We start from the raw sequence: 20,985 nt of genomic DNA, 5'->3' as shown, positions 1-20,985 counted from the left end.
TCAGTAGAGCCCCGTGTAGCCGCCGATGATGGCCCTGCTCGCCCGAGGCGAGAGCGATGAGCCGCCGAAGGTCACGGACTTGGCCGGGTCGTAGAGGCCGGACAGACCGTCGATGAGGCCATTGCCCGCCTTGAAAATCGAGGCCGTCATCGCCTGCTTGCCCTGGAAGCGAGAGATGGCGGCCTGGGTGTTGAGATCGTTTTGACGCAATTTTGAGTTGTACAGAGTCGCATCGAGGTCGACCTGACCCTGTCGGGCATTCGCCGCCAGCACCTCGGTCGGCGAGCCGGCAATACCGACTCCGGAAGCGCCCGCCTGGGCGCGCGCCCGGGCTTCGAGCAGATCCTGCTTGCGGCGCTCCTGTCTCTGCTCGAAGGCGGCGCTTTGCGCATCCGCCTGCGCCTGCTGCTCGTAGGCCTTGGCCTGGTAGTGGGCCAATTGCTGCTGCTGGGCGCCCTGCATCAGGGCGCCGCCGACCGAGACGGCCGTGCCTGCCAATCCAAGAAGAGCTAATGTGCACATCGTTCAGCCTCGCCGGGTCTTGGGTTTCCTGGTTGCGCCCGCCACGGGCGCGCGCAGCGCCGGGCGCGGATCGAGCGCGCCGCCGGAACTGACGAGCGAAAGGAGCAGCCGGTCGGCCGCGAGCCCTGCGCGGCTAAGGCGCGCCGGCGCAGCCGCGCGTGGGCCGGCCATGGCTGCGCGGCGGGTAGCGGCCAGGCTCACCTTCAGGCGCGCCAGGCCGGCGGCGTCGAACAGGCCGTTTGCGGTGGCGATGGCGCGCGACAGCGCATCGGCCTCGAACAGTTCCTCACGCAGTTGCTCGACCAGCCGGCGCGCGGCGCGCCAGCGGGTGCCGAGAAGTGCCGCCTTGCCTTCGATCTCTTCGGCAAGCGCCTCGATGTCCGCGCGGGCCTCGCTTTCCGCGGCGGCATCGCGGCGGCTGCCAGCGGCGGCGATTGTTCGTTCCAGCATCGCGATCTCGTCGTTGCAACCGTCGAGCGCGGCCCGCGCGGCAGCGAGATCGCCATCGCCGAGAATGGCGCGGTCTTCCGCTTGCTTCAGGCCATGGCGGCCGGCGACGGCTTGCGAGAGGTCGGTGTCGAGCAGAGCGATGACGGCTGCGAAATCCGCAGCCGTCCGCGCCCTGCCGAGAGCTTCGGCATGGGATGTCATGAGGGGTTCCTTGGGTGGGTGGAGCGGAGCGAAGGAGAGCCAATCTCCCGCCTTGTGGGGGAGATTGGCAGCTTCAGCGCCGCCAGCGTTTAAGGCTCGGCGTCAAACACAGGCGTGAACGCACGGATCGTGCAGGGCGTGGGATTGACGTGGCGGATCTTCACCCTGCCCTGCCCTTCCCAGCTGTCGTCGATTGGCACCTCGGCATTGCCGGTATAGAGCTTTGCCTTGCCGTCGGGCGCGACGATCGAGGGCATTCGCACAGCCTCCCAGCGGCCGCGGATGAAGGACTGCACCTCAAGTCCTGTCGTGTCGGTCTCGAGCAGCGACAGGATCAGCTTCGCCACCTTCTTGCGGCGACCGATGATCGAGCCGTCCCGGCCGCCGACATCGAGCTCCAGTGTGTCAGCCTGCGATTGAAACGGAAGCCCGACCTGCCATTTGGCGGCCGTTGCGCCGCCAGGCAGCGTGACCTGGCCGGACGCGACGGCGAGGCCGCGAAAGACCTTGCCGTCGGCCAGCACGTCGATTTTCTCGCCGTTGAGGTGGCCGAGGCCGGAGACGACGTTGACTGCGGCGCCGGAATAGGTCAGCCCGCAATCGACCTGGAAGCCGTCTTCCAACGCGCCGTATTCGAAGGGCGTCTGCATCACCTCGATGTAGCGCCTGGTCACGCCGCCGATGGTGCGCTTGACGATCAGCCAGATGTCGTCGACGCCGTTCTGTCCGGGCGTCACCACGGCACTTTCGACGATTGCCCAGTCCGACCCTGAAAACGACCCGCCGATGCGGTGGCGGTGCATGCCGCGAACCTCCTGGCTCGGCTGGTGCGTGTATCCCCCAAGCTCTCCATTATCCAGCGGAAACCAAAGGATGGGATCCGGATCCGTCTGGTAGGCGAGCTCGACGACACCCTTCTTCGGGATGTGCTCCGATATCTGGCCGATGTCGTCGGACTGATAACGGGTGGTCTGCACCTGCGCCAGTTCAGCAATCGAGCGGCGCGAGCGCGTGACGTAGAGGAAGGACTGGCCGGCATCGACGGGGCGGATGCGGGCGCAGCCGAAGGTGCGCGAGCGTCGGTTCTTGAACGATGACGGCGTCAGCGCCTCGTCGATGCCGGAACCCGACAGCGCGCGGATGCCGCCGGAGGTGCCGATGAGAAGCGCGCCGTCGGAATCGGCGATCCAGACGATATCGTTGGCCTGGCCGCCGCCGGCCTGGACGAATTCCAGCGCATCGTCGTCCTTCTCGCCGAGCGCGAAATTGTCGAAGTCGCCGGTGGCCGAAGCGTAGACGGAGAAGCGACGGCTGAACGCCAGACGCTCCTCGTAGAGCGAACCGGACTCGACATATTTGCCTGGCACGAAGGTGCCGAGCCGCCAGCGGGTGATCGGATTGGTGTTCGGCAAGGCATGGCCGTATAGCACGATCTTGACGACGGTCCCGCTGGTGCGGCTGGTGATCTTGGCCCAGCGCCAGATACCATCGGCGCCTAGCAGCCGGATGGCGCGGCCGACATCGGTGGCTTGGAAGCCGGCGCCGTCATTGATGCCGGCGGTTCCCGAAGCGGTGAGATCGAACGGTGTCTGGTCGGATGCAGCAATGTGAAAGGCCAGTTCCGCGGACTGACAATCTACAGCGTCCGGTCCACCGCCCCCGGTGAAGGCCATCTGGTAGTACTCGAAAGCTGCCTGGTTGTGAAATTCGTAGAACCGTGTCTCGCTGTTGGCCCAACCAGTCTCTGCTGTTCGGGAGTCCAACGTCACCCAGGTCGTACCGTCATTGGAGCCCTGGATCTCCCAACCCGTGAAGTAATTGTTGTCGGAGGTGGCGGTCGGGTAGGTGGTAAGCCAATAAGCGTCTACGACCCGCCGCGCGCCGCCAGGACTCTGGTAGCGGATATAACCGTCGGACCCGCCATCCAAAGTCACCTCGTTGATCTTGTCTCGATTGAACATCCTGTAAGCGTCAGTGCCGCCGCCAGAGGCCGACGCCGTGCCATAGGGGGACGTATTCCCCGTCATTTTCGGCGTCAGGTGACCAGTGTCGGACGGAGTCAGCGTGGTGGCGCTGTCATTGATGTCGTCATAAGGCCCATCCCGAAATTCGAAATCATCGAGCGTCCAAACGGTGTGGGCGGTGCGGGTCAGCACCTTGGGCGGATAATCGCGATGGGTGATCCACATCTGGTCGGCCGACTGCACATAGGCGAGCTCGAAAAGATCCGACTCGAGATAGGGCGAGGCGATCTCGACCGTGCCGACGCGCGCGCCATAGGCGTAGACGCGGATATACTGATCGCCGAACTCCAGGCAGTAGGCCTGCTCGGAAGAGAAGATGAAGGGAACGCCGCGGGTCTTCTTCGCCGAGTTCTTCACCTCGTTGACGAAGTAAGTGCCGCCGCGCGCGCGGATGCCGCCATGCGGCAGCGTGACGAAGTTCTCGCATTTGGCGAGCGCCGCGCGGTAGAGGTCGAGTGAAGCCCGCGCGTGCAGCCTGGGCGAGATCTCGCCGCGGGTAAAGACGTCCTGGACCGGGTAGAGCGCAGTCATCAACGAAGACTCCGGAAATCGCCGCGCTGGGTCGCCCAGGCGCCGGTATAGAGCCGGCCCCCGCGCTGGATGGCGTTGGCGCTGAAGGCCGCGTCGAGCGCGCGGTCATAGGCGGCGCGCGCGATGTCGATCATGCCGGCCTTGTGGGTCAGAGGATGCGCGATCTTGATCGCCAGCGCCGCCACCAGCACTTCGGTGAACAGCGCGTCCCAGTCATTCGGATCGGTGAGGTTGGCAAGGTAGCGGATGGTCAGCGGCCCCGGCTGGTCGGAATAGATCAGGCCCGCCTCCTGGCGCCAGGAGATCGGCTGGCCGTCGGGCTCGCCATTGGCGGTCAGCGGCAGCGGGCGGATGCAGTCGGCCGGCAATTCATAGGCATAGTTCAGCGTGCAGTCGCCACCGCCGGTAGCGGCGCCATCAACCTGCGCCGAAAGGATGGCGAACACCCAGGCGTGTTTCGCCAGTTCGCCCTCGCGGGTGAGATCGAAATGAAGGTTGAGCAGGCGGGCCGCCTTGACGTCCTGGTCAAGGCTGTCGATCGGCGCCTCGTCGAGGACTGCCAAAGCCATGTTGGCGATATCGAGCGGGGTGATGGCCATGGGTCAGCGCCTCGTCCGGTTTGGTCGAGCAAAAGTCATGGGGAACTCCGGGCATGAAAAAAGCCGCCATTGGCGGCTTGGATTACGTGCGGAATGTCGGCGTGTCGGCGCTTTACGGCGTCCTCTGCCCCGGCGGAGCCAGGAACGCTGGGGCCTTAGGCACCAGCGGATTCCCCTATCTTTGCAACAGCTCGGCCGAAGCCAGTGAGCACTCTAGAAATGATAGTTAATACCGATGCGGACGGTGTCGAAGTCGATGCGGTCCGTCGACGGATCCGGCGGATTGCTGGTCGAGAAGGACGGCCGGCCAAGGTCGACATGCAAATATTCGGCCTTGAACGAAACCTGCTGATTCATCGCCCATTCGACGCCGGCACCGGCTGACCAGCCCCAGCGTGTATCGCTGTAGCCGCAAGCCGACACGAGGGCGCAAGCCCCAGCATCGGCCGATCCCTTGACATGGCCGACTGCAAAGCCGCCGGTGGCGTAGGGTAGAAAATTGTCGAACGCATACCCGACGCGGGCGCGGCCGGTGCCAAACCAATCGACCTTGGCTGTGCACCCCTCGTCGCCGCACGGCGCCACAAACGGAACCTTGAGGACGCTCCCGTCAATATTGGCGTAGGAGACGTCGCCTTCGAGACCGAAAACAAATTGGCCCTTCTGCCAGCTATAGCCGCCAGTCAGGCCCCCTACGAAGCCGTTCACATCGAAATCGACCGAAGAAGCAAAATAGTGGTAAGTATCTCTATTCCACCCATATCCTGCGACGGCGCCAATGTAGGCGCCGGACCAATTGACGCCCCCGGCAGGTTCGCTCGCAACCACATCGGCGGCCAAAGCGGAACCGGCAACCAGCGAGAGCAAACCGGCAGACAGGAAAGAAAGTAAGCGCATCGAAAACCCCAAATCGAAAGCCCGATTTCAAGCGTATCAGCGATCGCTGATTTTTGGTGTCTCATTTTCGCAACACCTGAATGATTTCACAGCCGCCGGTTGGGGCAGGATCACCCGGCAACCGTCGGAAATCGCGCGTCAAGCCTTCGGCAGCACTATGCCCTTCACCAGTGCCAGCCGGGCCTTCTCGGGCGGTTTCGTATTTGTCTTCGTCGCTGCGGCTTGAAGAGGCGGAGCTAAGCCCCGCCTCTTCAAGAGTTCACGCTTCCGTCGTCTTCAGCGCGATGAAGCTCATGTTCTTCACGCTCGACGCGGTGCGGTCCCAGTTGACGGCCAGCGCGAGCTCGGCATCCGTGGCGAACTCGCCGACGCTGGAGGCATCGAGGAACCTCGTGCCCGGCACGTGCGCCACGAAATGCCGGCGGCCGACCATTTCGGTGACGCCGCCGCCATGGCTCTGGCGGGGCTTTCGGTCGAACTCCAGCGGGCCGCCTTCGGAGTTGACCGGCAGCTCGTTCCACAGGATCGCCTTGTCCTTGAACATGAAGGCCGTGTAGACGCCGGTCGCGACCGGGATGTCGTCGTCGACCACGCAGCGCAGGCCCATGTAATAGGGGATCAGCGGTCCGCCCTGCTCCGAGGACGGCACATAGTCGATCAGGTCGGCGAGCTTGAGTGCCTTCATCTGCTTGGAATGCATCCAGATGGTGCGGAACTTGTCTGCGCGATCGCCCATCAGGTACGCCGCCTCGATGATGTCGGTGTCGACAATCGAGGCGCCGGTGGTGCGCACCAGGTCGCCGCCGTCATTGGCGACGTTGTCGGCGAGCACGCCCTTGAGGATACCGAGCAGGGTGAGCTTGTTGGCGCGCTGCCAGTATTCGGTCTGGCGGCGCACGATCAGTTTTTGCGGATCGTCGCCGGCAAGGATGGCGGTCAGGTCCGGAACGCCCCAGGCCTGAGCGCGCACGTTGCGGGCGGCGACCTCGCGGCGCGAGCCGATCTTCTTCATCTCGATGGAGTCGGCCGGATCGTCATTGACCGGTTCGGACGGATCGTTGCCGAGATCCTTCCATCCGGGCATGTCGACGGAGCGGCCGCCCATCGACAGCTTTGACGAGATCGCCGGATCGGAAAACAGGATACCGGCCTGGTAGATTTCGAGGGACTGGACATGCTCCTCGAACGAGTACTGGGCATAGACGGACGGAACGATCGCGTCCGCGATGCGGGTATAGGCGTCTGCCATTTGGTCTTTCCTTTGAGGTTGGTGAGGTCAGGCTGGCGGCTAGAGCGGGTTGTTGGGCATCCAGAGATCCGGATTTTCGCCGGCATCCCGGGCGAGCCGCCGGGCGCGTTGAGGGTCGCTTTTGACAAGGGCGGAGATGGCCGAAATATTGCGCTCGCCGACTGCGTTGCGCCGGAAGGGATTTTGGCCCCTCGGCGCTCCATCGGCGTCGATCGTGTCTTCGCGGAACATCGCCTCGCCGATCGCATGGAAGGCGCGGGCGATCTGCGGATCGGTCAGCGCGCCGTCGGGCAGAAGAATGCCCTTCTGCTTGTAGGCGTCGACCAGGCCGAGCTTCTTCATCGCCCGGTTGGCGACCTCGAGCTTCTGGCGAAAGCCGTCGCTGTCGGTCGGTCCCCAGTCGCGCACCAGCTCGTCGTGGGTTACCTCCACCGAGCGTGAAAGCGCCGCCTGCTGCTGCGCAGCCTGCTCGGCCATATAGCCGACGAAGCGGTCGTGATAGGCCTGCGCGATCTTCGGGCTGGCGCCCGCTTCGACCGCCCAAGCCTTCGAGGCGTTGGCGAGCTCGTCCGAATAGGCGAAGTTCTCCGGCAGGTTTTCGGGCCGCCGGTATTCGACCTTCTCGGCCGAGGTCAGCGGACGCATGGCTTCCGGCAGTCTGGAGTGGAACCTGTCCCACTCCTCCTTCGGCGCGTCCTTTGAGGGAACCCGCAGGCTTTCGCCCTGCTGGCGCTCCAGTTCCGCGTAGGATGTGAAAACCCGATCGAGGTTTTCGGCCTTGGTCCAGCCCTTGGCTTCAGCGAGCTTGCGGTTGCCTTCGGAAAGACCGTCAAACCAACTTCTGCCGGCCGCCGGGGCGGACCCGTTGCCCCCGGAAGCCGGAGGCGTCGCCAGGTTGCCCGCCGGCCGCGAAGCCACGGACCCGGCCTCTGCCAGATCTGTCATGTGGTGTTCCTTTCTTCTCCTTCTCCCCCTGTGGGAGAAGGTGGATCGGCGCGCAGCGCCGAGACGGATGAGGGGTGTTGGAAGAAATGAGGCGTTGGTGATTTGGATCGAAGTGTGCGCCAAGCTGGAGCATCCCTCATCCGACCGAGCTTCGCTCGGCCACCTTCTCCCACAAGGGGAGAAGGGAGAGCGTCAACGCCTACGCCTACGCATTATCGCCCCAGTTCTCCCACAGCAGCGTCACCGTTCCCGTTACCGCGAGCGTGCCGTCGGCATCGATATCCGTGCCGGTGGCAAACGCCAGGTTGAGATAGAGGTCGACCGGCGTCGCCGTGCCGTCGAGCGTCGAGGCGGCGGCGATGTCGGCGGTGGAGCCGGAGGAGAGCGCAGCGCCCGCGCCGTCCAGCGTGCGAGCGGTGGAGGCCAGCACATTGACCATGGTGCCGGCGAGCGTGGCGCTGGACGCCGCCGCCGAACCCAGCGACCAGGTGAGCGCGGCGTTGTCGTTTATGGTGGATGCGCGCGTGGTCAGCACGGCAAACTGCAGCCTTGCCGTGCCGCCCTTGATGCGCACCTTGCCGTCGGTGAAATCGAAAATCTTCTGGCTCGCATAGGCGAGCGCATCGGTCACCGGCATTTGCATGCCGGCGAAGGTGAAGACGGTGCGGTAGGAGCCGCCCTGCCCGCTGGTCACGGCCTTCAGGCCGAGCTTGGGCGGCGCGAGGCCGGCCTCGCGGGCAGCGGCGCGGGCAAGGGTCCGGGGAAGTCCTCGGGTCATGTCGTTTCTCCATTCTTGGGGGGAATTCTTGGGGTTAAGGCGTGGCCGGCGCAGTGGGCGGAAAGCCAAGTGCCCGGCTTTCCAAACAACGAGCACCCGCAGCGGCAGCGAAGGACCTGGCGCCGATCGGCATGGTGCAGCCAGCTTATGGACGCCACCAAGGGCATCTTCGCAGGCTGATTCCGCCAACGGCGCTAAGCCACTGTTTGCGTGGTCTTTCCGGTTTGGAAACCATGGCGTTCAACCGCCGGGAAACCGTGACTCACTTCGTGAGGGGCTCCGCCGCCGTTCCGCCGCAATGCGACCGCAGTTCAGCTCCGTTCGCCCCGTCGTCAGTCCCTGGGGCTTCAGAGGAGTTCTAGTGATGATCATCAAGAAGGCTATTCTGGCGGTGCTGATGACTGCGGCACTTGCCGGCTGCGAGACGCAGACCGAAGGCCAGCAGCGGGCCACCACCGGCGCATTGCTGGGCGGCGCTGGCGGCGCGCTGGTCGGCCAGGCCATCGGCGGCAACACCAAGAGCACGGTGATCGGCGCTGCCAGCGGCGCGCTGCTTGGCGCCGTGGTCGGCTCAGCCACCACGCCGCAGCGCCGCGGCGACCAGCTCTGCCGCTACCAGGACCGTTACGGCCGCATCTACACCGCCCCCTGCGACGACCGGTACTACAATGGCAATTATTGATCTTTAGCCGCCTTCTCCCCGTTCAACGGGGAGAAGGTCCCGGCAGGGGGATGAGGGGCAGCGCCAGGATCCGAGATGCTGGCGCTGTCGAGGGCTCAATCCGTCCACCCATCTATGGGCGCATCGAGAATGAGTGCACCCGGAATGGTGCCCACTATGAATCTCGTCGACGCCTGCGGCTGATAAATCAGTTTAGTGAGGACATCGGAAGCCTCGACGCCGCCTATTCCTCCGCTCGCCCCGCCTTACGCAAATCCCCGATAGTTCGATTCCAAAAGCGCACCAATTCAAAATGCTCTTGCCTGGTCACCCAGATTTTATTCTCTAAACTGACTGGATCACCGCCAACGATGACAGGTGTAATCTCAAACAGTTCCATGCCCTTGCGGCGCGAATATCCATTTTTGTCGTTCATTTTCATTTCGCCAATCGAGAAAATAAATCAGCTATGTTACGCGCCGTTTTCAAAGCTAACTTCCTGTTCATACCGACGAACGGGACGCGCACGATTGGCATATCTGGATGTTGAGTATCAAAGCCATATCCTTCACCCCCTCCGTTAGACGCGAACAAGAGAATACCTGGCGCATATTTTTCGACTTCATACTCTCGATTGAAGTCGGCCAATTCTTCGGCCTTAAAGAAAATAATGTAGTTATCGTGAACAAAACCTTCGCCCCCATTATGCTCTTTGAGGAAGTCGGTATAGTCCTTGGGTAATTTTAATTCCAAGCGTGCGGACAGACCATCGACGACAGCAGATTCAGCCGGCGCGTCCAACTGTCCCTCGGTTAAGATATATCTCACTACTATCCTCCCAAGTGCTCAAGTAACTGATTCCACGATGACGTAGCTTGTTACCCGATGGACATCGCGAGGCAGGACGATCTTGTTGGCCGGGTCAATCGGCAATTGCGATGGCAGTGCACTTCCATTCCACTCGTCGACCAGCCCTTAGAACCAAGACGGCCAACATCGCTCAATCACCTTTGAGCTCTGGCAAAATCCTCTCGTCAAGGAATTTGAGGCGACCAGCCAGCATTTCCGCATTGGCGGGAGTTGCATCGACGTTGACCAGTATCAATTTCGCCACCGACTTTCCTTGCCGCGCCGCCTCGACCCATTCCTCCAAGGCACCAATGTAGCCATCAAGAGCTTCGAAGGGCGTGGCAGCGTCGTCTGCAGGGATATATGTCGGCGGCACGTCGCCAACGATCACCCAGATCCATTGATTCACCTCCGGCCGCCCCGGCTCTATTTCGAAAAGAAAGACGTAGATTATTCCTTCGGCTCCATATCCAAAATATTCGCCCTTGATGGATAGGACCCAGTTATAGAACTTGAGATATTGACGGGCTTCGACCAGGGCGGAATCGAGGTCATCGTCTCCGGTGCTGACATCAGCAGGAGGCAAGCGCGTGACGCTGCTGAAATCTGGCTCTGGAACGTTGCCCATTGGCTAAAAGGATCGATTCGAGCGGTCCGAGTGCCGTCAGCTTGCAGGCTGGCTTTGCCGGCGGCGGCCGCGAAGGAAATCCACAATCAGCCAGATCAACTAAGCAACAACGTAGAGTGGACTGCGAGACCAATCGGGCGCCCCGTCGACCGAGTAGCCATAAGCGGCGGCGGCAACGGCTAGCGCCCCGCAAACGATATGCACCAACAACAGGCGGGGCACGCCACCGTTCCAACGCTTTGTGATCCACAGCAATAAGCGACTCAGCAAAAATGTCGGAACCAGAGCCCCGAGCAGCATCGCGGCAGAACCTGCACCCATATAGTCCCCCTTTGTACGTATGGTAAGTTCGAATTCCAGACCGCCGGTTCACCAGACACTACCAAAGACGAGAATGACCGTTGGCCCCTCACATTCCATGCCTTGCAATCTATAATTGCATTACATATATATACAACCTTCTAGTTGCAAGCAAGCTGGCCGCGTTGAAAAACAAGGCAGCCCTGGACTTTCTCATCACCCGCCCCGAACCGCGGCCGGTTGCGCGGGATTGGGTTGAGCTGCAGGGTCGAATTCAGCTTTCTCGAAGTCACCCACCTTTGACGTTTATGCGCGTCCCCGGGGGCAAGCCCCTCGCCTTCGCGATGAGCTGAGCCGTGATATGCCAATAAACCTCCAGGTCCGTCAGTTCTAGATTTTCACGATCGTCTTTGCCGCCCAGGAAGAGCGGGACGTTATAGCCGATGCATTGGTTATAGGCAGGTTCGGCGCCGCCGTTGGCGCGCCATGTCGCATAAAAATTCGAAGCCAGCGCGGCATCCTGATACTCATCCAATTCGGTTTCATGAAAAGTCCGGACATTGGCCGGTATCTGAAGCGCTTCACCGGTCCCTGGTTCGAACATCACCACACCAGGCTCGCCTTCCTCGGTTCGTTTGGTGTCAATGGCGAATGTCCTGCCCAACCAATCGTATCCAAAACAGGTAATGCGCCCGGCAAATGCGGGGAAGCCCAAGATTATTCTGTTGCTCCACGCAGCCAAATCCTGGGCACGGACGATCCGGTAAAGGCCGTGGTTGAACGACACGCCACCGAAACTGGAAAGCAGTTCATTTAGGCTTGGCACGCCAGTGTCGATGTTCACGGAGTCAGGTTTGCGGCCTGCGTCTGGGGAAAAGCTTTGCCGAAACTTTGGAAACATTATCGATCTCCGATCGTTACCTTGCCAATTCTCGTCCCGTGAGGCAGATGCTTTATCTGATGGTATATCTGGGGACCCAAGCTACGGTTCACGCTTGAATCCAGCGGAGCCATGTTATGCGTCGCCTCGGCACCTCCCAATTGCAAATCGTGTACATGATCCACGTCATGGCCGCTACTCGACTTACTCAGTTGCACGGCAGTGGGATCGTCAACGCTTCATTGTGACGGTCAACGGCGAATTACAACGGGACTAATTCGTCGGCTCAGGGAGCTCTGGAGGCATTTTGCCTCGCTTCCACGGCGAGGTTTTTGTATCGCGCCAAGCATGCCAGCCTAAGGGCAAATCCGCTAGCTGTGCAACACTCTCATCAAGCTCGACCACCTCAATCAACCCAACTAAAATCAGGTCATCGTGATCAACTTCAGGTTCATTTCCGTAAAATTGCCACGACTCATCCTCGACATCATGCGACACATATGCAATCCAGCCACCCCCACGGAATATCCTTCGTGTCGAGATAACAGCCAGGTTTTTCGGGTCTTTGAACTTCCAATCATCCATACTTTCACCTAGAATTACCGTGACAGCGCACTTTTTGCATGTTCAGCGAGCTGTCGCCGCAATTTCCAGTCTTTCAGTCGTCGAACGGCTTGAAGCTCGCCATAGGAAGGCCCAGTTCATCCAGCACATCCAAGATGAGTTCCGAAATAACGAGTCGCAGATCCGAGGCAATACCGAAGTCGGCGTGACCGGCCTTTCCATCTATCTTCAGCCAGACAAGAGGCGGAATCTTAACATCGGAGTAAACGTCACGAAAATTGTCGGAGATTGTGATTTCGACGTCAGCGAATGTCGCACCAGAGAATCCGACCTTCTGCAACGCAAATTTAGCTTCCTCCGTGATCAGAAAGCAAGGAAAGCTTGCTACGAGAACATCGCCGGGCCAGGCATCGACTCGAAAGACAAGCTTGCTGACGATTGGCGGATGCACACTTACGTCCATCACAGTACCCTCACCGAAGTCGCCCACAACAATCGGCTCTACGGAAAAGTATTTCATTAATCACCTATGGGAGGCTCGAAAAGATGCCCGTACTTCCTGTCTATCTCTGTAACTTTGTCAATTATTTGCTGGCGAGTCGCCGTGGGATGGGAGCGATAAAAATCACTCCACTCACCCTTAGTGGCAGGGGCTGGGAACGTACTTGGCTGCTTGAGCAGCTTCATCAAGTTTTCTTTGCGCTGCGTGACGATCGATGGACTTCGGCTTGTTAGAAAAACTTGCTTGTTTGTTTGGCTTCTTCACCCCGCCCCCCTTGGTACAGTGACTAAAGCATCAGAACTATAATTTTAGAACAATGTCAAAGCATCGGTTAAACCCGTTCGTGAACGGTTAGGATCTGACGGGCGAACCCGATGGGTTACGGATCTGGGAGCGATACAGGTTGCATCTGCCGCTGGCCTGTTCGATCTGCTCGAGGCAGATGTCATGGCCTTCAACGCCTTGCGTAAGGCGGAGAGCATCAGCCGGCCGAGCCTTTTTGGATCGGGTTGCAAGCCAAATCCGCAAGGCGGTGAGGCATCGGAAACGAGGACGTCCCACCAAAGTGAAATAGTGCATTGTCACCGTAATTCGAAGCAAACGCATGCGATCGGCTGGACATCTCTATAAAGCAAGATACAACCATTATGAAACAGACTTCTTCACCTTGCAACCTTAGGAGGCATCTTTGCGCTCGCTCATTTTCGCCGCGATGGTTGCGCTTGCGCTGTCGTCCGGAGCGGCTAGATCGGATGACACGGATCAGCCGGAAACTTTATTCAAAAGCTGCCCTAAGGGCGTACTTTTTAAGGCGGACGAGTCAGGTGCTGTCGTGACCGTGATCAGACAAGGCTCCGGTAAGGCATGTTTCTCGGATGATTGCAGCCAGTTGCAGGCGGCAACGGCGGCAGAGATAGTTACGAAAGATGGCGAGCATGGGTTTATCGCCGGCCCAATGCTTTCTTATATGTTCGCGGTGGAGCCGAAGATCGTAAAAGACTTCAAATGGAGGCCCGCCGAAACTGCGTCTACAACGTTCTACACCATCCGCACGGATGACGGCAGCGACGTTGACTTCACCCTTCAAGATATGGGGTGTGCTCCCTAATGCTGCGACGCCGTCCTCGGTATCGGCGCCGTCGTTACGGGGGAGTCATCGCATCAGGATAATAATCATCAGGAAGCTCGATCCCAAACTCCTTTGGACGGAACGGAACGTTGTCTTTTGCCGTGCCGTAGAATTGTCGCCCGAGCCACTTTCCGTCTTTAATGCCCTTTATCCAGGCTTGACTTTTTTGATCAGACTTACCTGGATTTGCATAATTCAACCTAGTTCCGGCTACGGCATGCGCTCCAGCAGCTCGCCGCAATAAATACTCATCAATCAACTTTGATACTCTAGCGAATCTTGGGTCAGATATCGACAGCTGGTCAACGTCATGCTGTCCATTTTCCCTACTTGTTTCGCTATTTATGGCAGTAAATTGAGCATCCTTGTTTAGAAGCTCGCGAAAATCGTTTCCGAAATGCCCAGAGACGTATCTGTTCAGTATAACGTCGAGGACACCTCTCGCCTCGTCCTCATCGTCGATCTGGAGCCACTCTGTCATTACCGCTTTCTTGAGCCGAAGAATGTCTGCAGGAGACAGATAGATAGACTTCGCAAATTTTGCAGGTCGTTCGGAATCGACACCGTCAGATTGGTCTGAGCTCGAAATCACCCCGGCCGCAGCCGGCGTCTGTGATCGAGCCGCCTCGATACCATCCAACTGCTTGGCCAACGCCTTACGCCACTTTGGGTCCACTATTCCCTCCAGCGCTTGTCTACGCGCTTCCTCGGGATCACGTGAATCTCCCCAGGCCCTGAGCAAGCCCTCGGCGTCGGACCGGGGCAGCGGCTGGGGCTTTGCAATACCCAACTGACGCTGAGCAGCAAACGACTGGGCAAGCGCGGCCTGTAAATTCTGCGGCGTCGATAAATCCTTGAGTGCAGCATCGAGGCTGGCGCTGACCCTGCGAGCGTAGCCAGCGGGGTCGACCTGCCTCTGCTGGATAACCAACGCAGCAGCGTCCGCATTCAGTTGATAGCGCTTCTCATCCTGCTCATAGCGCGCCTGATCGAGCTTATACATTTCGGGGTCTTGCTTCGGCGAAAACCGGTTCGGGACAGGTTTCGCCGCGAAAATGGACGCGTCGATCTCATTGGTGGGCTTCACGCGCATGTCAGCCAGATATGGGCTCACATCTGTCCTCCAGTTGAAGGCTCTGGACCTCTTGCCGCCCTCTTCGGCGCCGAAGACTTGCGCGAATTCGGTGTCGTCATGCCTTGAACCGGAATAGGGCTCCATATTGGCTATGGCGGCCTTTGCCTTCTGCGCGTCGGTGTCGAGATCGGCGTGCATGGAGATAAAGCTGGCAGCGTCCGCGCTGCGGGCCTGGCGAATGACGTCGGTGTATGAGCCGGGCGAAAGCTCAGCGAGCAGCGCGCTGATGGGGGCATTATCCAGAGACGCCTGCGCTACCCGTTCGCTTGGGTCCAGTTTGCGAAGGCGATCTTCCTTCTCACCAGACACAACGGCGCTGTCGGGTCGCCGGACCGAGCCGGTGGTGATGCCATCGACGCCCCGCTCGGCTGGGTTGGTCTCGTCACTGCCTTTCAGCCCGAGGAGATTGAGCGCCGCCTGCGGATTCTTGGCGATCAGCGCTTCAATCCGCGCCTTTGCCGAGCGGTCGAGCCAGCCGGCTTCGGCCAGCGCCTTGGCTCGCGGGTCAAGGTCCATCTTGGCGAGGAGGTCGAGGCCGGCCTGGCGGGAGGCGTCGAAGGCGGCGGTGTCGTTCGGGTCGCTTCGCGCGATATTGTCGAGCTCGGCGGTGTGGACCTCCGCCAGCTGGTCCTGCTCATATTGCTTGCGGCGCTGATTTTGCTGCAGCGCCAGGCGTATCGCGCCCGCCTCCCGCAGCGCTTCCTTGCGGCTGGCAAGACCGGGGCGCAGTTCGGGCGGCACCTGCTTCAGGAAATTGCCGAACAGCGTGTCGAACTGGCCGGTCTTCACCACCTGGTCGGTATACGGATCGACCTGGCCGTACATGGCTTCGTGCAGGCCGGTGCCGTCGGCGGGGGAGTTGGCCACCGTCTCGGCCTCGGCCTGAGCGAGCTCGCCGTTCAGCCGGCGTGCGGTGATCTCGGTGTCGAAGGCCTGCTGCTGCGCCTTGCGCTGCTCGTAACGCTCGGCGGCTGCCTGCCACCTGTCGCCGAACTGCTGCATCGCTTCGCCGACCGGCGAGGAGTCCGGATATTGCACCGCATTGCCGGTATCGAGCCGGCGCTCGCCGACAAAAAGAGGGATGATGTGGACCATTGGACTGTTTCCTGCCCGGGCGGTTTTTTGGGACGCGCGGAGACGGGCCGCAGCGGATGGCGGCCGGTTCGGCGGTGCGGATGGTGAGGGTTCGGCTGGAAAGTGGTGGAGGGAGTGAGTTGGGCGTTAGGGCGCGGCGCGCGCGATAGCCGATCTCCCCCCTCGTGGGGGAGATGTCCGGCAGGACAGAGGGGGTGCTGTCCCGCCGGCGCTTCAATGCTTGGACTGGTTTATATGGCGCGCTTCGTCATCCTCGGGCTTGACCCGAGGATCCATGCCGTGACCTTCGCCGGAGGACGCAGCGGAGCAGAATTCTGAACCGTTGCAATACCTTAGCGTCACGGCATGGATCCTAGGGTCTGCGCTCGTCGCTGCGCTCCTCGCTCCGCCCTAGGATGACGAAGGCGACAGGTCGCGTTCCTTCGCGCCCCCTCTGCCCTGCCGGGCATCTCCCCCACTTGGGGGGAGATTGCGGTTTCAGCGCCTCACCTCTCCTCGGCGCGCGCTGCCTTTTCCAGCGCGGCGAGGTCGGCGTCTTCGAGCGCGAGAAATCCCATGATGTGTTGCACCACTTCCGCCCGCGCGTTGGAGAGCGCGCTGTGCAGCTCAAAACCTTCGGGCGTCTTGGTGCGGGCCAGCCAGTCGCCGTAGGAGGGGCGGCGGTAGTAGCCTGTCGTGGCAGTGAGATCGGCCAGCACCAGCTCGCCGTCCTCGCCGGAGAAGACGCGGCGATAGGCCTTGGTCAGCGCCTCGCGCGCGGCGAGCGGACCGCCGGCGTCGGAGGGACGGGCGAAGCGTTTGCGGCTCATGCGGCACCATTGGTGGCGCCGCCCTGAGAACCAGCTACCGCGCCCTGCCCGCCGGGCGTCGCGCCTTGTGCCGCACCGGGCGGACCGGCCGCGCCACCGCCAGCCCCGCCCTGAGCGCCCTGCATCATCGCCTGCAGGCTGTCGAGCAGGCCGCTGTCGCGCGCCTGGACGGCCGCCGGCACCGCGTCCTTGGCCACCTTGCCGGCGGTGGCGATCGCCGCCATGCCGGCCTGGGCCTGCTGCGCCTGCGCCCGCGCGCCACGCATCCCTTCCACCTCGTCCTTGCGGCGGAAAATGCGCTGCGGACTGCGCCCGGCGCTCTGCACGACGCGGATCGCCTCGTCGCCGTCGATATTGTCCATGATACCGGGATCGAACTGCGCCATCTGCATGGCGGTGGTGACCACCTGGATGGTGTCGCGCGCCTCGGCCGAGCGGCGCAGCACATCGAGCGGGCCGGTGAAGGTCGGCTGCACCGCCTTGCCGGCGAGGCTTTCCGGCGGGCGGAAGCGGCTGTCATCGTCATAGAGTCCCTTGTCCTCGAGGATCGACAGCTCGCGGTCGAGATTGGCGGCAAAGCCGGCCTGGATGATCGAGCCCGAGGGCCCAAGCAGCGCGCCCTTCTCCTCCTGCCGGATCAGCGCCTCGGTGGCGGTCATCTGCGGGTTCTGAACCAGCGTCTGGAACAGATTGACGAACATCATGTCGCGGATCTCCTCCGCGCGGCTCGCCGCATAGTCGAAGGCATAGCTCGGGTTCTGGCCGGTGGCGATCGGCTGGATCAGCGGCCGGCCATTGTCGTCGATCAGGCCCGGATAGTTTTCGCCGGGATTGAGCACCGGCACATAATCGAGCCTGGCCTTGGACGCGGTCGGCGGATCGGTGATCTGCTGCAGCGCACGCAAGCCGGAGCGGCGCACGGCATTCTCCTCGCGGACCGTGGTCAGCGCCTCGATCGCCGGCGAAATGCCATAGGCGTCGCCCTCGTAGCGGCGCCAGTTGAAGGTCGAGACCGGGAAAGTGCGGAAGCCGCTCTCCTTGACGATCTCCTCCTCGTCCTCGATGACGTGGTAGGAGGCGAAGGCCTGGTCGAGATATTGGTAGGAGCCGCCCTTGCGGTACATACGGCGCTCGTCGCGCGGCTGGACGCATTGGATGAGCGAGATCTTCTCCTCGCATTTGGCGGGGTCGTCGACGAGCGCCTTGATGCGCGCCGGCAGTTTTTCATAGCCCAGAAGCTGCGCCGCCTGGCGCGCGGTGCGCTCGTAGCGGCGGTGAAAAATGTCGACCTGGCCCCAGCGGTTGCGCGACAGGTAGCCTTCGACCACGGGGATCGAGGCGTAGCGGATCGGCGTGCCGCCAAAACCTTCCTCGGCATAGAGATAGGCCGGGCCGTAGCGCACGACGTTCCTGAGGCAGGCTTGCGTCGCCGGCACGAAATTGGAGTTGGCGGAATAGCGTAACGCGAACAGGAAATCGCGCAAGGCTTCCGCCCATTCCTTCTCTTCGTCGGTCTCCTCGTCATTCATCTCGGCCGTGGTCAGCCCGTGCCATTTTTCGGACTGCGGGATGATCAGGCTCTCCAGGCCGGCGGCGAGCCGGTTGGCGGCGGAGTTGATGGTGTTGGCGTAGACGCGTGAGCCGCGCCGCTCCTGCCGCTCGGCCTGGCTCTCGCCGCGGCTGGTGCGGCGACCCGACCAGATATCGGGCGCATCCGGATCGCAGAACTCCGCCACCGCCTCCCAGACGGGTTCGTAAGTGGCGCGTTCGGTCTCGAGTTCGGCCTGTCGCGACAGGATATCGCGGGCGCGGGAATCGGTCATGGGGATCAGCCTTGGTGAGATCTGGACGAGATGATTGGAGAGGTCGGCGCCTCCTCTGGCTTGCCATCTCCCCCCTCGACAGCGGAGATCAGCAGCTCGAGCTCGGCGCACGCCTTGCCACGTCGGCGAGTGGCGAGGCAAAAGCGATTCAATCTCCTCTTGAGGAGAGATGTCCGGCAAGACAGAGGGGGCGTGACGAACGCCAGCTTCTGAGGTGGCGATCTAGAAAACGCTGGAAAGGCGCGACAGCCGTACGCTTGGCTTGCCCGGGTCGGATCGGCCTCTCGCCCTAAGGGAGGAGCGGCGGTTCTGCCGGCCGCTTCTACTCGGCCGGCGTCGTTCCCAGCACCGGCTTCCTGCGCGCGAACCGGCTCAGCACCGCCCGGCCGAGTTGCTGGCCGGGCATCTCGATGACCCTGTAGGTGACGAAGGAGAGAAGGCAGACCACCGGCAGCACGATCGCCAGCACGATGGCGAAGCGCAGCGGCGCGTCCATCTCCTGGCCGTAGCGGGCAATGACGAATGCCGCGACCGGCTGCAGCACCAGCAAGTGGATGAGATAGATGCTGTAGGACAGCTCGCCCAGAACATGAAAGACACCGCCGCCCAGCGCCACGGCGACCTTTTTCGCCACGACGCCCGCCGAGCCGGGCAGCATGCGGTAGAGGACAAGGGCAAAGAAGCCCAGCACCAGCGCTTCGCGTATCAGGAATTTCGAAACCCCGTAGCCGTCGCCAAAGGGGATCGCAGCAAGCGCCATGGCCAGGACCAGATGCAGCAGTGGCCTCGGTTGGCTTTGTGCCAGGACGCCCGCCAGCAGCATGCCGCAAAGAAACACCTGGATCTTCAGCGGCAGGAAGGATGGCATCGGGAAATGGACCGACAGCGACTCGAGGATCATCACCGCCAGACCGCCGAGCGCCGCCACGAGTATGGCGCTCCATATCCAGTCGAAGCGGCGCACCAAAAGCATCAGCGCCGGGAAGACTGCGTAGAACTGCATTTCCAGGCCAAGACTCCAGTCGGGCAGCGGCGTCCGATAGGCGAGGTTCGGCGACAGGCCGAACAGGAATGTCAGGTGGGCGACGATGTTCTTCAGGCTGCCGTCGAGGAATCGCTCGGGCGCCTGTGGCGCGCGCTGCAGGAAGGCATCGATGACCGTCCGTGACCCATAGAGATACGGCCCGAGCGCCAGGGCGAAGAGCAACATGACGTAGAACAGCGGCGCAATGCGAAAATAGCGCCGCGTCCAGAATTTCAGCCAGGTCTCAGGCCGTTGCCAAGGCTCCTTGGCCTGGCGCAACTGATAGTGAAACACCATCAGAAATCCGGACAGCATGATGAAGAGATCGACGCCGAGCGCAGGGTCGCCAAGCACCGGAACATGCCAGCCGGTCAACAGCAGGCAGTGACCGACCAGCACCCACAGCGCGGCGGCGGCGCGAAGGCCATCCAGGCATTCGATGCGCGATGACTCGGTCATGCTCTCTCCATGCTGCGATGCAGCATGACCAGGGGAGTCTCAATGTCAACCCGGTTTCGCCACTCGCCCTCTGCCGCTCGCGGCAAGGCTGGCGTCAGCCCGCCCGTTTCTTCACCAGCCGCGCGTGCCGCCGCCAATACCACCAATCCAGCACGCGCCTGCGAAAACTGCGTTTCATCGCGGTCATGGTGTCATACTCCCAGCAGCACGCGGCGCCGGCCGGCGACGTCGCTCGGCGCAAGGTCGGTCTTGACGGTGGAGAGCGTGCCCTGGCGCTGTTCGAGCTCAGCGCGAAGCGCGGCTTCACGCTCCTGCACGTCCTTGTCCTGCGCGGTCGGCACCGGCGGCAGCGGCTTCAGTTCCGGTGGTTTTTGAAAGAGACACATTGTTCCAGCCTTCTCTTGTCCAGTCATAGAGGAAGAAATCTTTGCCGTTCCGGCCATAGCCCGGCAGGCGGCAGCGTTGGGTGGCGCCGAGCCTGTCCAGCCAGCGCAAGGCAAGCTCGTTGTCGGCAAGCGCCCTCGCCTCGACGCGCCAGGCACCCTTGGCCGCGACCTGAGGCCCGAGCACGGCATGAAAGAAGCGGGTGATCTCGGGCACGCAGCGCCTCATGCGGCACGTGCCCCAGCTCCAGGCGATCCACAGGCCGCCGCGCTGCTCGGCGGCGCCGAAGCCCGCCTCCGGATTGCCGTCGAGCTCGGCGACATAGGCAAAGCCCTGAAGTGCTGTCAGCGCCAGCAGCGCCGGCGACCAATGGTCGAGCTGGCAGTCGATCTCGGCCCGGTCCTCGGGACGCAGATTGGCAGCGATGTAGGAAAGGTCCCGCAGCGTGGCGGGAACGATGCGGATGGGCATGGATGGACTTTCGTCGGCGGCGGAGGTCAAGCAACAGGACGCGCCGGCGACCCGAACTGCGTTATTCCAGAGCGCA

General features: G+C 61.8%; 22 protein-coding genes. 2 read left to right on the top strand and 20 right to left on the bottom strand.

All coding sequences use genetic code 11. From position 1 onward, the window contains the following. From LB515_RS21810 to LB515_RS21775, 8 genes are all read right to left on the bottom strand, one after another. The gene (locus LB515_RS21810; RefSeq protein ID WP_224708931.1) at positions 1-498 is read right to left on the bottom strand and encodes a hypothetical protein; all 498 of its coding nucleotides are present in this window, start codon (positions 496-498) and stop codon (positions 1-3) included. Between the two features lie 27 nt (positions 499-525). Then, positions 526-1,173, bottom strand: a complete 648-nt coding sequence (locus LB515_RS21805; protein WP_224708930.1) for a hypothetical protein — start codon at positions 1,171-1,173, stop codon at positions 526-528. An 89-nt stretch (positions 1,174-1,262) separates the two neighbouring features. Continuing rightward, entirely contained in the window at positions 1,263-3,728 is a 2,466-nt protein-coding gene (locus LB515_RS21800) for a hypothetical protein (protein ID WP_224708929.1), read from the bottom strand. Continuing rightward, positions 3,728-4,327, bottom strand: coding sequence for a hypothetical protein (locus LB515_RS21795; RefSeq protein ID WP_224708928.1), 600 nt, complete (start codon positions 4,325-4,327; stop codon positions 3,728-3,730). The genes LB515_RS21800 and LB515_RS21795 overlap by 1 nt, the downstream gene beginning before the upstream one ends. 213 nt (positions 4,328-4,540) lie before the next feature. Continuing rightward, complete coding sequence (locus LB515_RS21790; RefSeq protein WP_224708927.1) at positions 4,541-5,224, bottom strand: outer membrane protein; 684 nt, start codon at positions 5,222-5,224, stop codon at positions 4,541-4,543. Positions 5,225-5,483: 259 nt separating this feature from the next. Then, on the bottom strand, positions 5,484-6,473 hold the full coding sequence (locus LB515_RS21785) for a Coat protein (RefSeq protein WP_224708926.1): 990 nt from the start codon (positions 6,471-6,473) through the stop codon (positions 5,484-5,486). Positions 6,474-6,512: 39 nt separating this feature from the next. After that, positions 6,513-7,418, bottom strand: a complete 906-nt coding sequence (locus tag LB515_RS21780; protein WP_224708925.1) for a hypothetical protein — start codon at positions 7,416-7,418, stop codon at positions 6,513-6,515. 205 nt (positions 7,419-7,623) lie between these two features. Further along, the gene (locus tag LB515_RS21775) at positions 7,624-8,196 is read right to left on the bottom strand and encodes a hypothetical protein (protein WP_224708924.1); all 573 of its coding nucleotides are present in this window, start codon (positions 8,194-8,196) and stop codon (positions 7,624-7,626) included. A 364-nt stretch (positions 8,197-8,560) separates the two neighbouring features. Between LB515_RS21775 and LB515_RS21770 the strand changes: the two genes are divergently transcribed. Further along, positions 8,561-8,878, top strand: coding sequence for a YMGG-like glycine zipper-containing protein (locus LB515_RS21770; protein ID WP_040980804.1), 318 nt, complete (start codon positions 8,561-8,563; stop codon positions 8,876-8,878). A gap of 223 nt (positions 8,879-9,101) precedes the next feature. Here LB515_RS21770 and LB515_RS21765 read toward each other — a convergent pair whose 3' ends face one another. The 6 genes from LB515_RS21765 to LB515_RS21740 form a co-directional block, all read right to left on the bottom strand. Then, complete coding sequence (locus LB515_RS21765; RefSeq protein WP_224708923.1) at positions 9,102-9,293, bottom strand: hypothetical protein; 192 nt, start codon at positions 9,291-9,293, stop codon at positions 9,102-9,104. A gap of 2 nt (positions 9,294-9,295) precedes the next feature. Then, entirely contained in the window at positions 9,296-9,685 is a 390-nt protein-coding gene (locus LB515_RS21760; protein ID WP_224708922.1) for an SMI1/KNR4 family protein, read from the bottom strand. Positions 9,686-9,857: 172 nt separating this feature from the next. After that, a complete protein-coding gene (locus tag LB515_RS21755) occupies positions 9,858-10,334 on the bottom strand; it encodes a DUF4826 family protein (RefSeq protein WP_224708921.1) in 477 nt (158 codons plus the stop codon). A gap of 589 nt (positions 10,335-10,923) precedes the next feature. Next, the gene (locus LB515_RS21750) at positions 10,924-11,478 is read right to left on the bottom strand and encodes a T6SS immunity protein Tdi1 domain-containing protein (protein WP_224708920.1); all 555 of its coding nucleotides are present in this window, start codon (positions 11,476-11,478) and stop codon (positions 10,924-10,926) included. A gap of 309 nt (positions 11,479-11,787) precedes the next feature. Further along, positions 11,788-12,099, bottom strand: coding sequence for a hypothetical protein (locus LB515_RS21745; protein ID WP_224708919.1), 312 nt, complete (start codon positions 12,097-12,099; stop codon positions 11,788-11,790). A 73-nt stretch (positions 12,100-12,172) separates the two neighbouring features. After that, positions 12,173-12,598, bottom strand: a complete 426-nt coding sequence (locus LB515_RS21740) for a hypothetical protein (protein WP_224708918.1) — start codon at positions 12,596-12,598, stop codon at positions 12,173-12,175. Positions 12,599-13,268: 670 nt separating this feature from the next. Here LB515_RS21740 and LB515_RS21735 point away from each other — a divergent pair. Next, a complete protein-coding gene (locus LB515_RS21735; protein WP_224708917.1) occupies positions 13,269-13,688 on the top strand; it encodes a hypothetical protein in 420 nt (139 codons plus the stop codon). A 34-nt stretch (positions 13,689-13,722) separates the two neighbouring features. Here LB515_RS21735 and LB515_RS21730 read toward each other — a convergent pair whose 3' ends face one another. The 6 genes from LB515_RS21730 to LB515_RS21710 all read right to left on the bottom strand — a co-directional run bounded on the left by LB515_RS21730 (position 13,723) and on the right by LB515_RS21710 (position 20,909). Beyond that, positions 13,723-15,939: a hypothetical protein gene (locus LB515_RS21730; RefSeq protein WP_224708916.1), complete on the bottom strand. Its 2,217-nt coding sequence runs from the start codon at positions 15,937-15,939 to the stop codon at positions 13,723-13,725. A gap of 485 nt (positions 15,940-16,424) precedes the next feature. Then, positions 16,425-16,748 carry a hypothetical protein gene (locus LB515_RS21725; RefSeq protein WP_140868895.1) on the bottom strand — a complete coding sequence of 108 codons (324 nt, stop codon included), beginning with the start codon at positions 16,746-16,748 and terminating at the stop codon, positions 16,425-16,427. After that, positions 16,745-18,571 carry a portal protein gene (locus LB515_RS21720; protein ID WP_224708915.1) on the bottom strand — a complete coding sequence of 609 codons (1,827 nt, stop codon included), beginning with the start codon at positions 18,569-18,571 and terminating at the stop codon, positions 16,745-16,747. Before LB515_RS21720 ends, LB515_RS21725 begins: the two co-directional genes overlap by 4 nt. Before the next feature lie 322 nt (positions 18,572-18,893). Beyond that, positions 18,894-20,054 (bottom strand): acyltransferase family protein, encoded by a 1,161-nt coding sequence (locus LB515_RS21715; RefSeq protein ID WP_224708914.1) that lies wholly within the window; start codon positions 20,052-20,054, stop codon positions 18,894-18,896. A gap of 191 nt (positions 20,055-20,245) precedes the next feature. Next, positions 20,246-20,371, bottom strand: a complete 126-nt coding sequence (locus tag LB515_RS28200; RefSeq protein WP_263490369.1) for a hypothetical protein — start codon at positions 20,369-20,371, stop codon at positions 20,246-20,248. After that, on the bottom strand, positions 20,358-20,909 hold the full coding sequence (locus tag LB515_RS21710) for a hypothetical protein (RefSeq protein WP_224708913.1): 552 nt from the start codon (positions 20,907-20,909) through the stop codon (positions 20,358-20,360). The genes LB515_RS28200 and LB515_RS21710 overlap by 14 nt, the downstream gene beginning before the upstream one ends. Positions 20,910-20,985 lie beyond the last annotated feature (76 nt).

Source organism: Mesorhizobium sp. CA15 (assembly GCF_020165215.1).
GTDB lineage: Bacteria > Pseudomonadota > Alphaproteobacteria > Rhizobiales > Rhizobiaceae > Mesorhizobium.
Note: the sequence above shows the minus strand (reverse complement) of the source record. Positions and strands in the feature narration are given on the sequence as shown.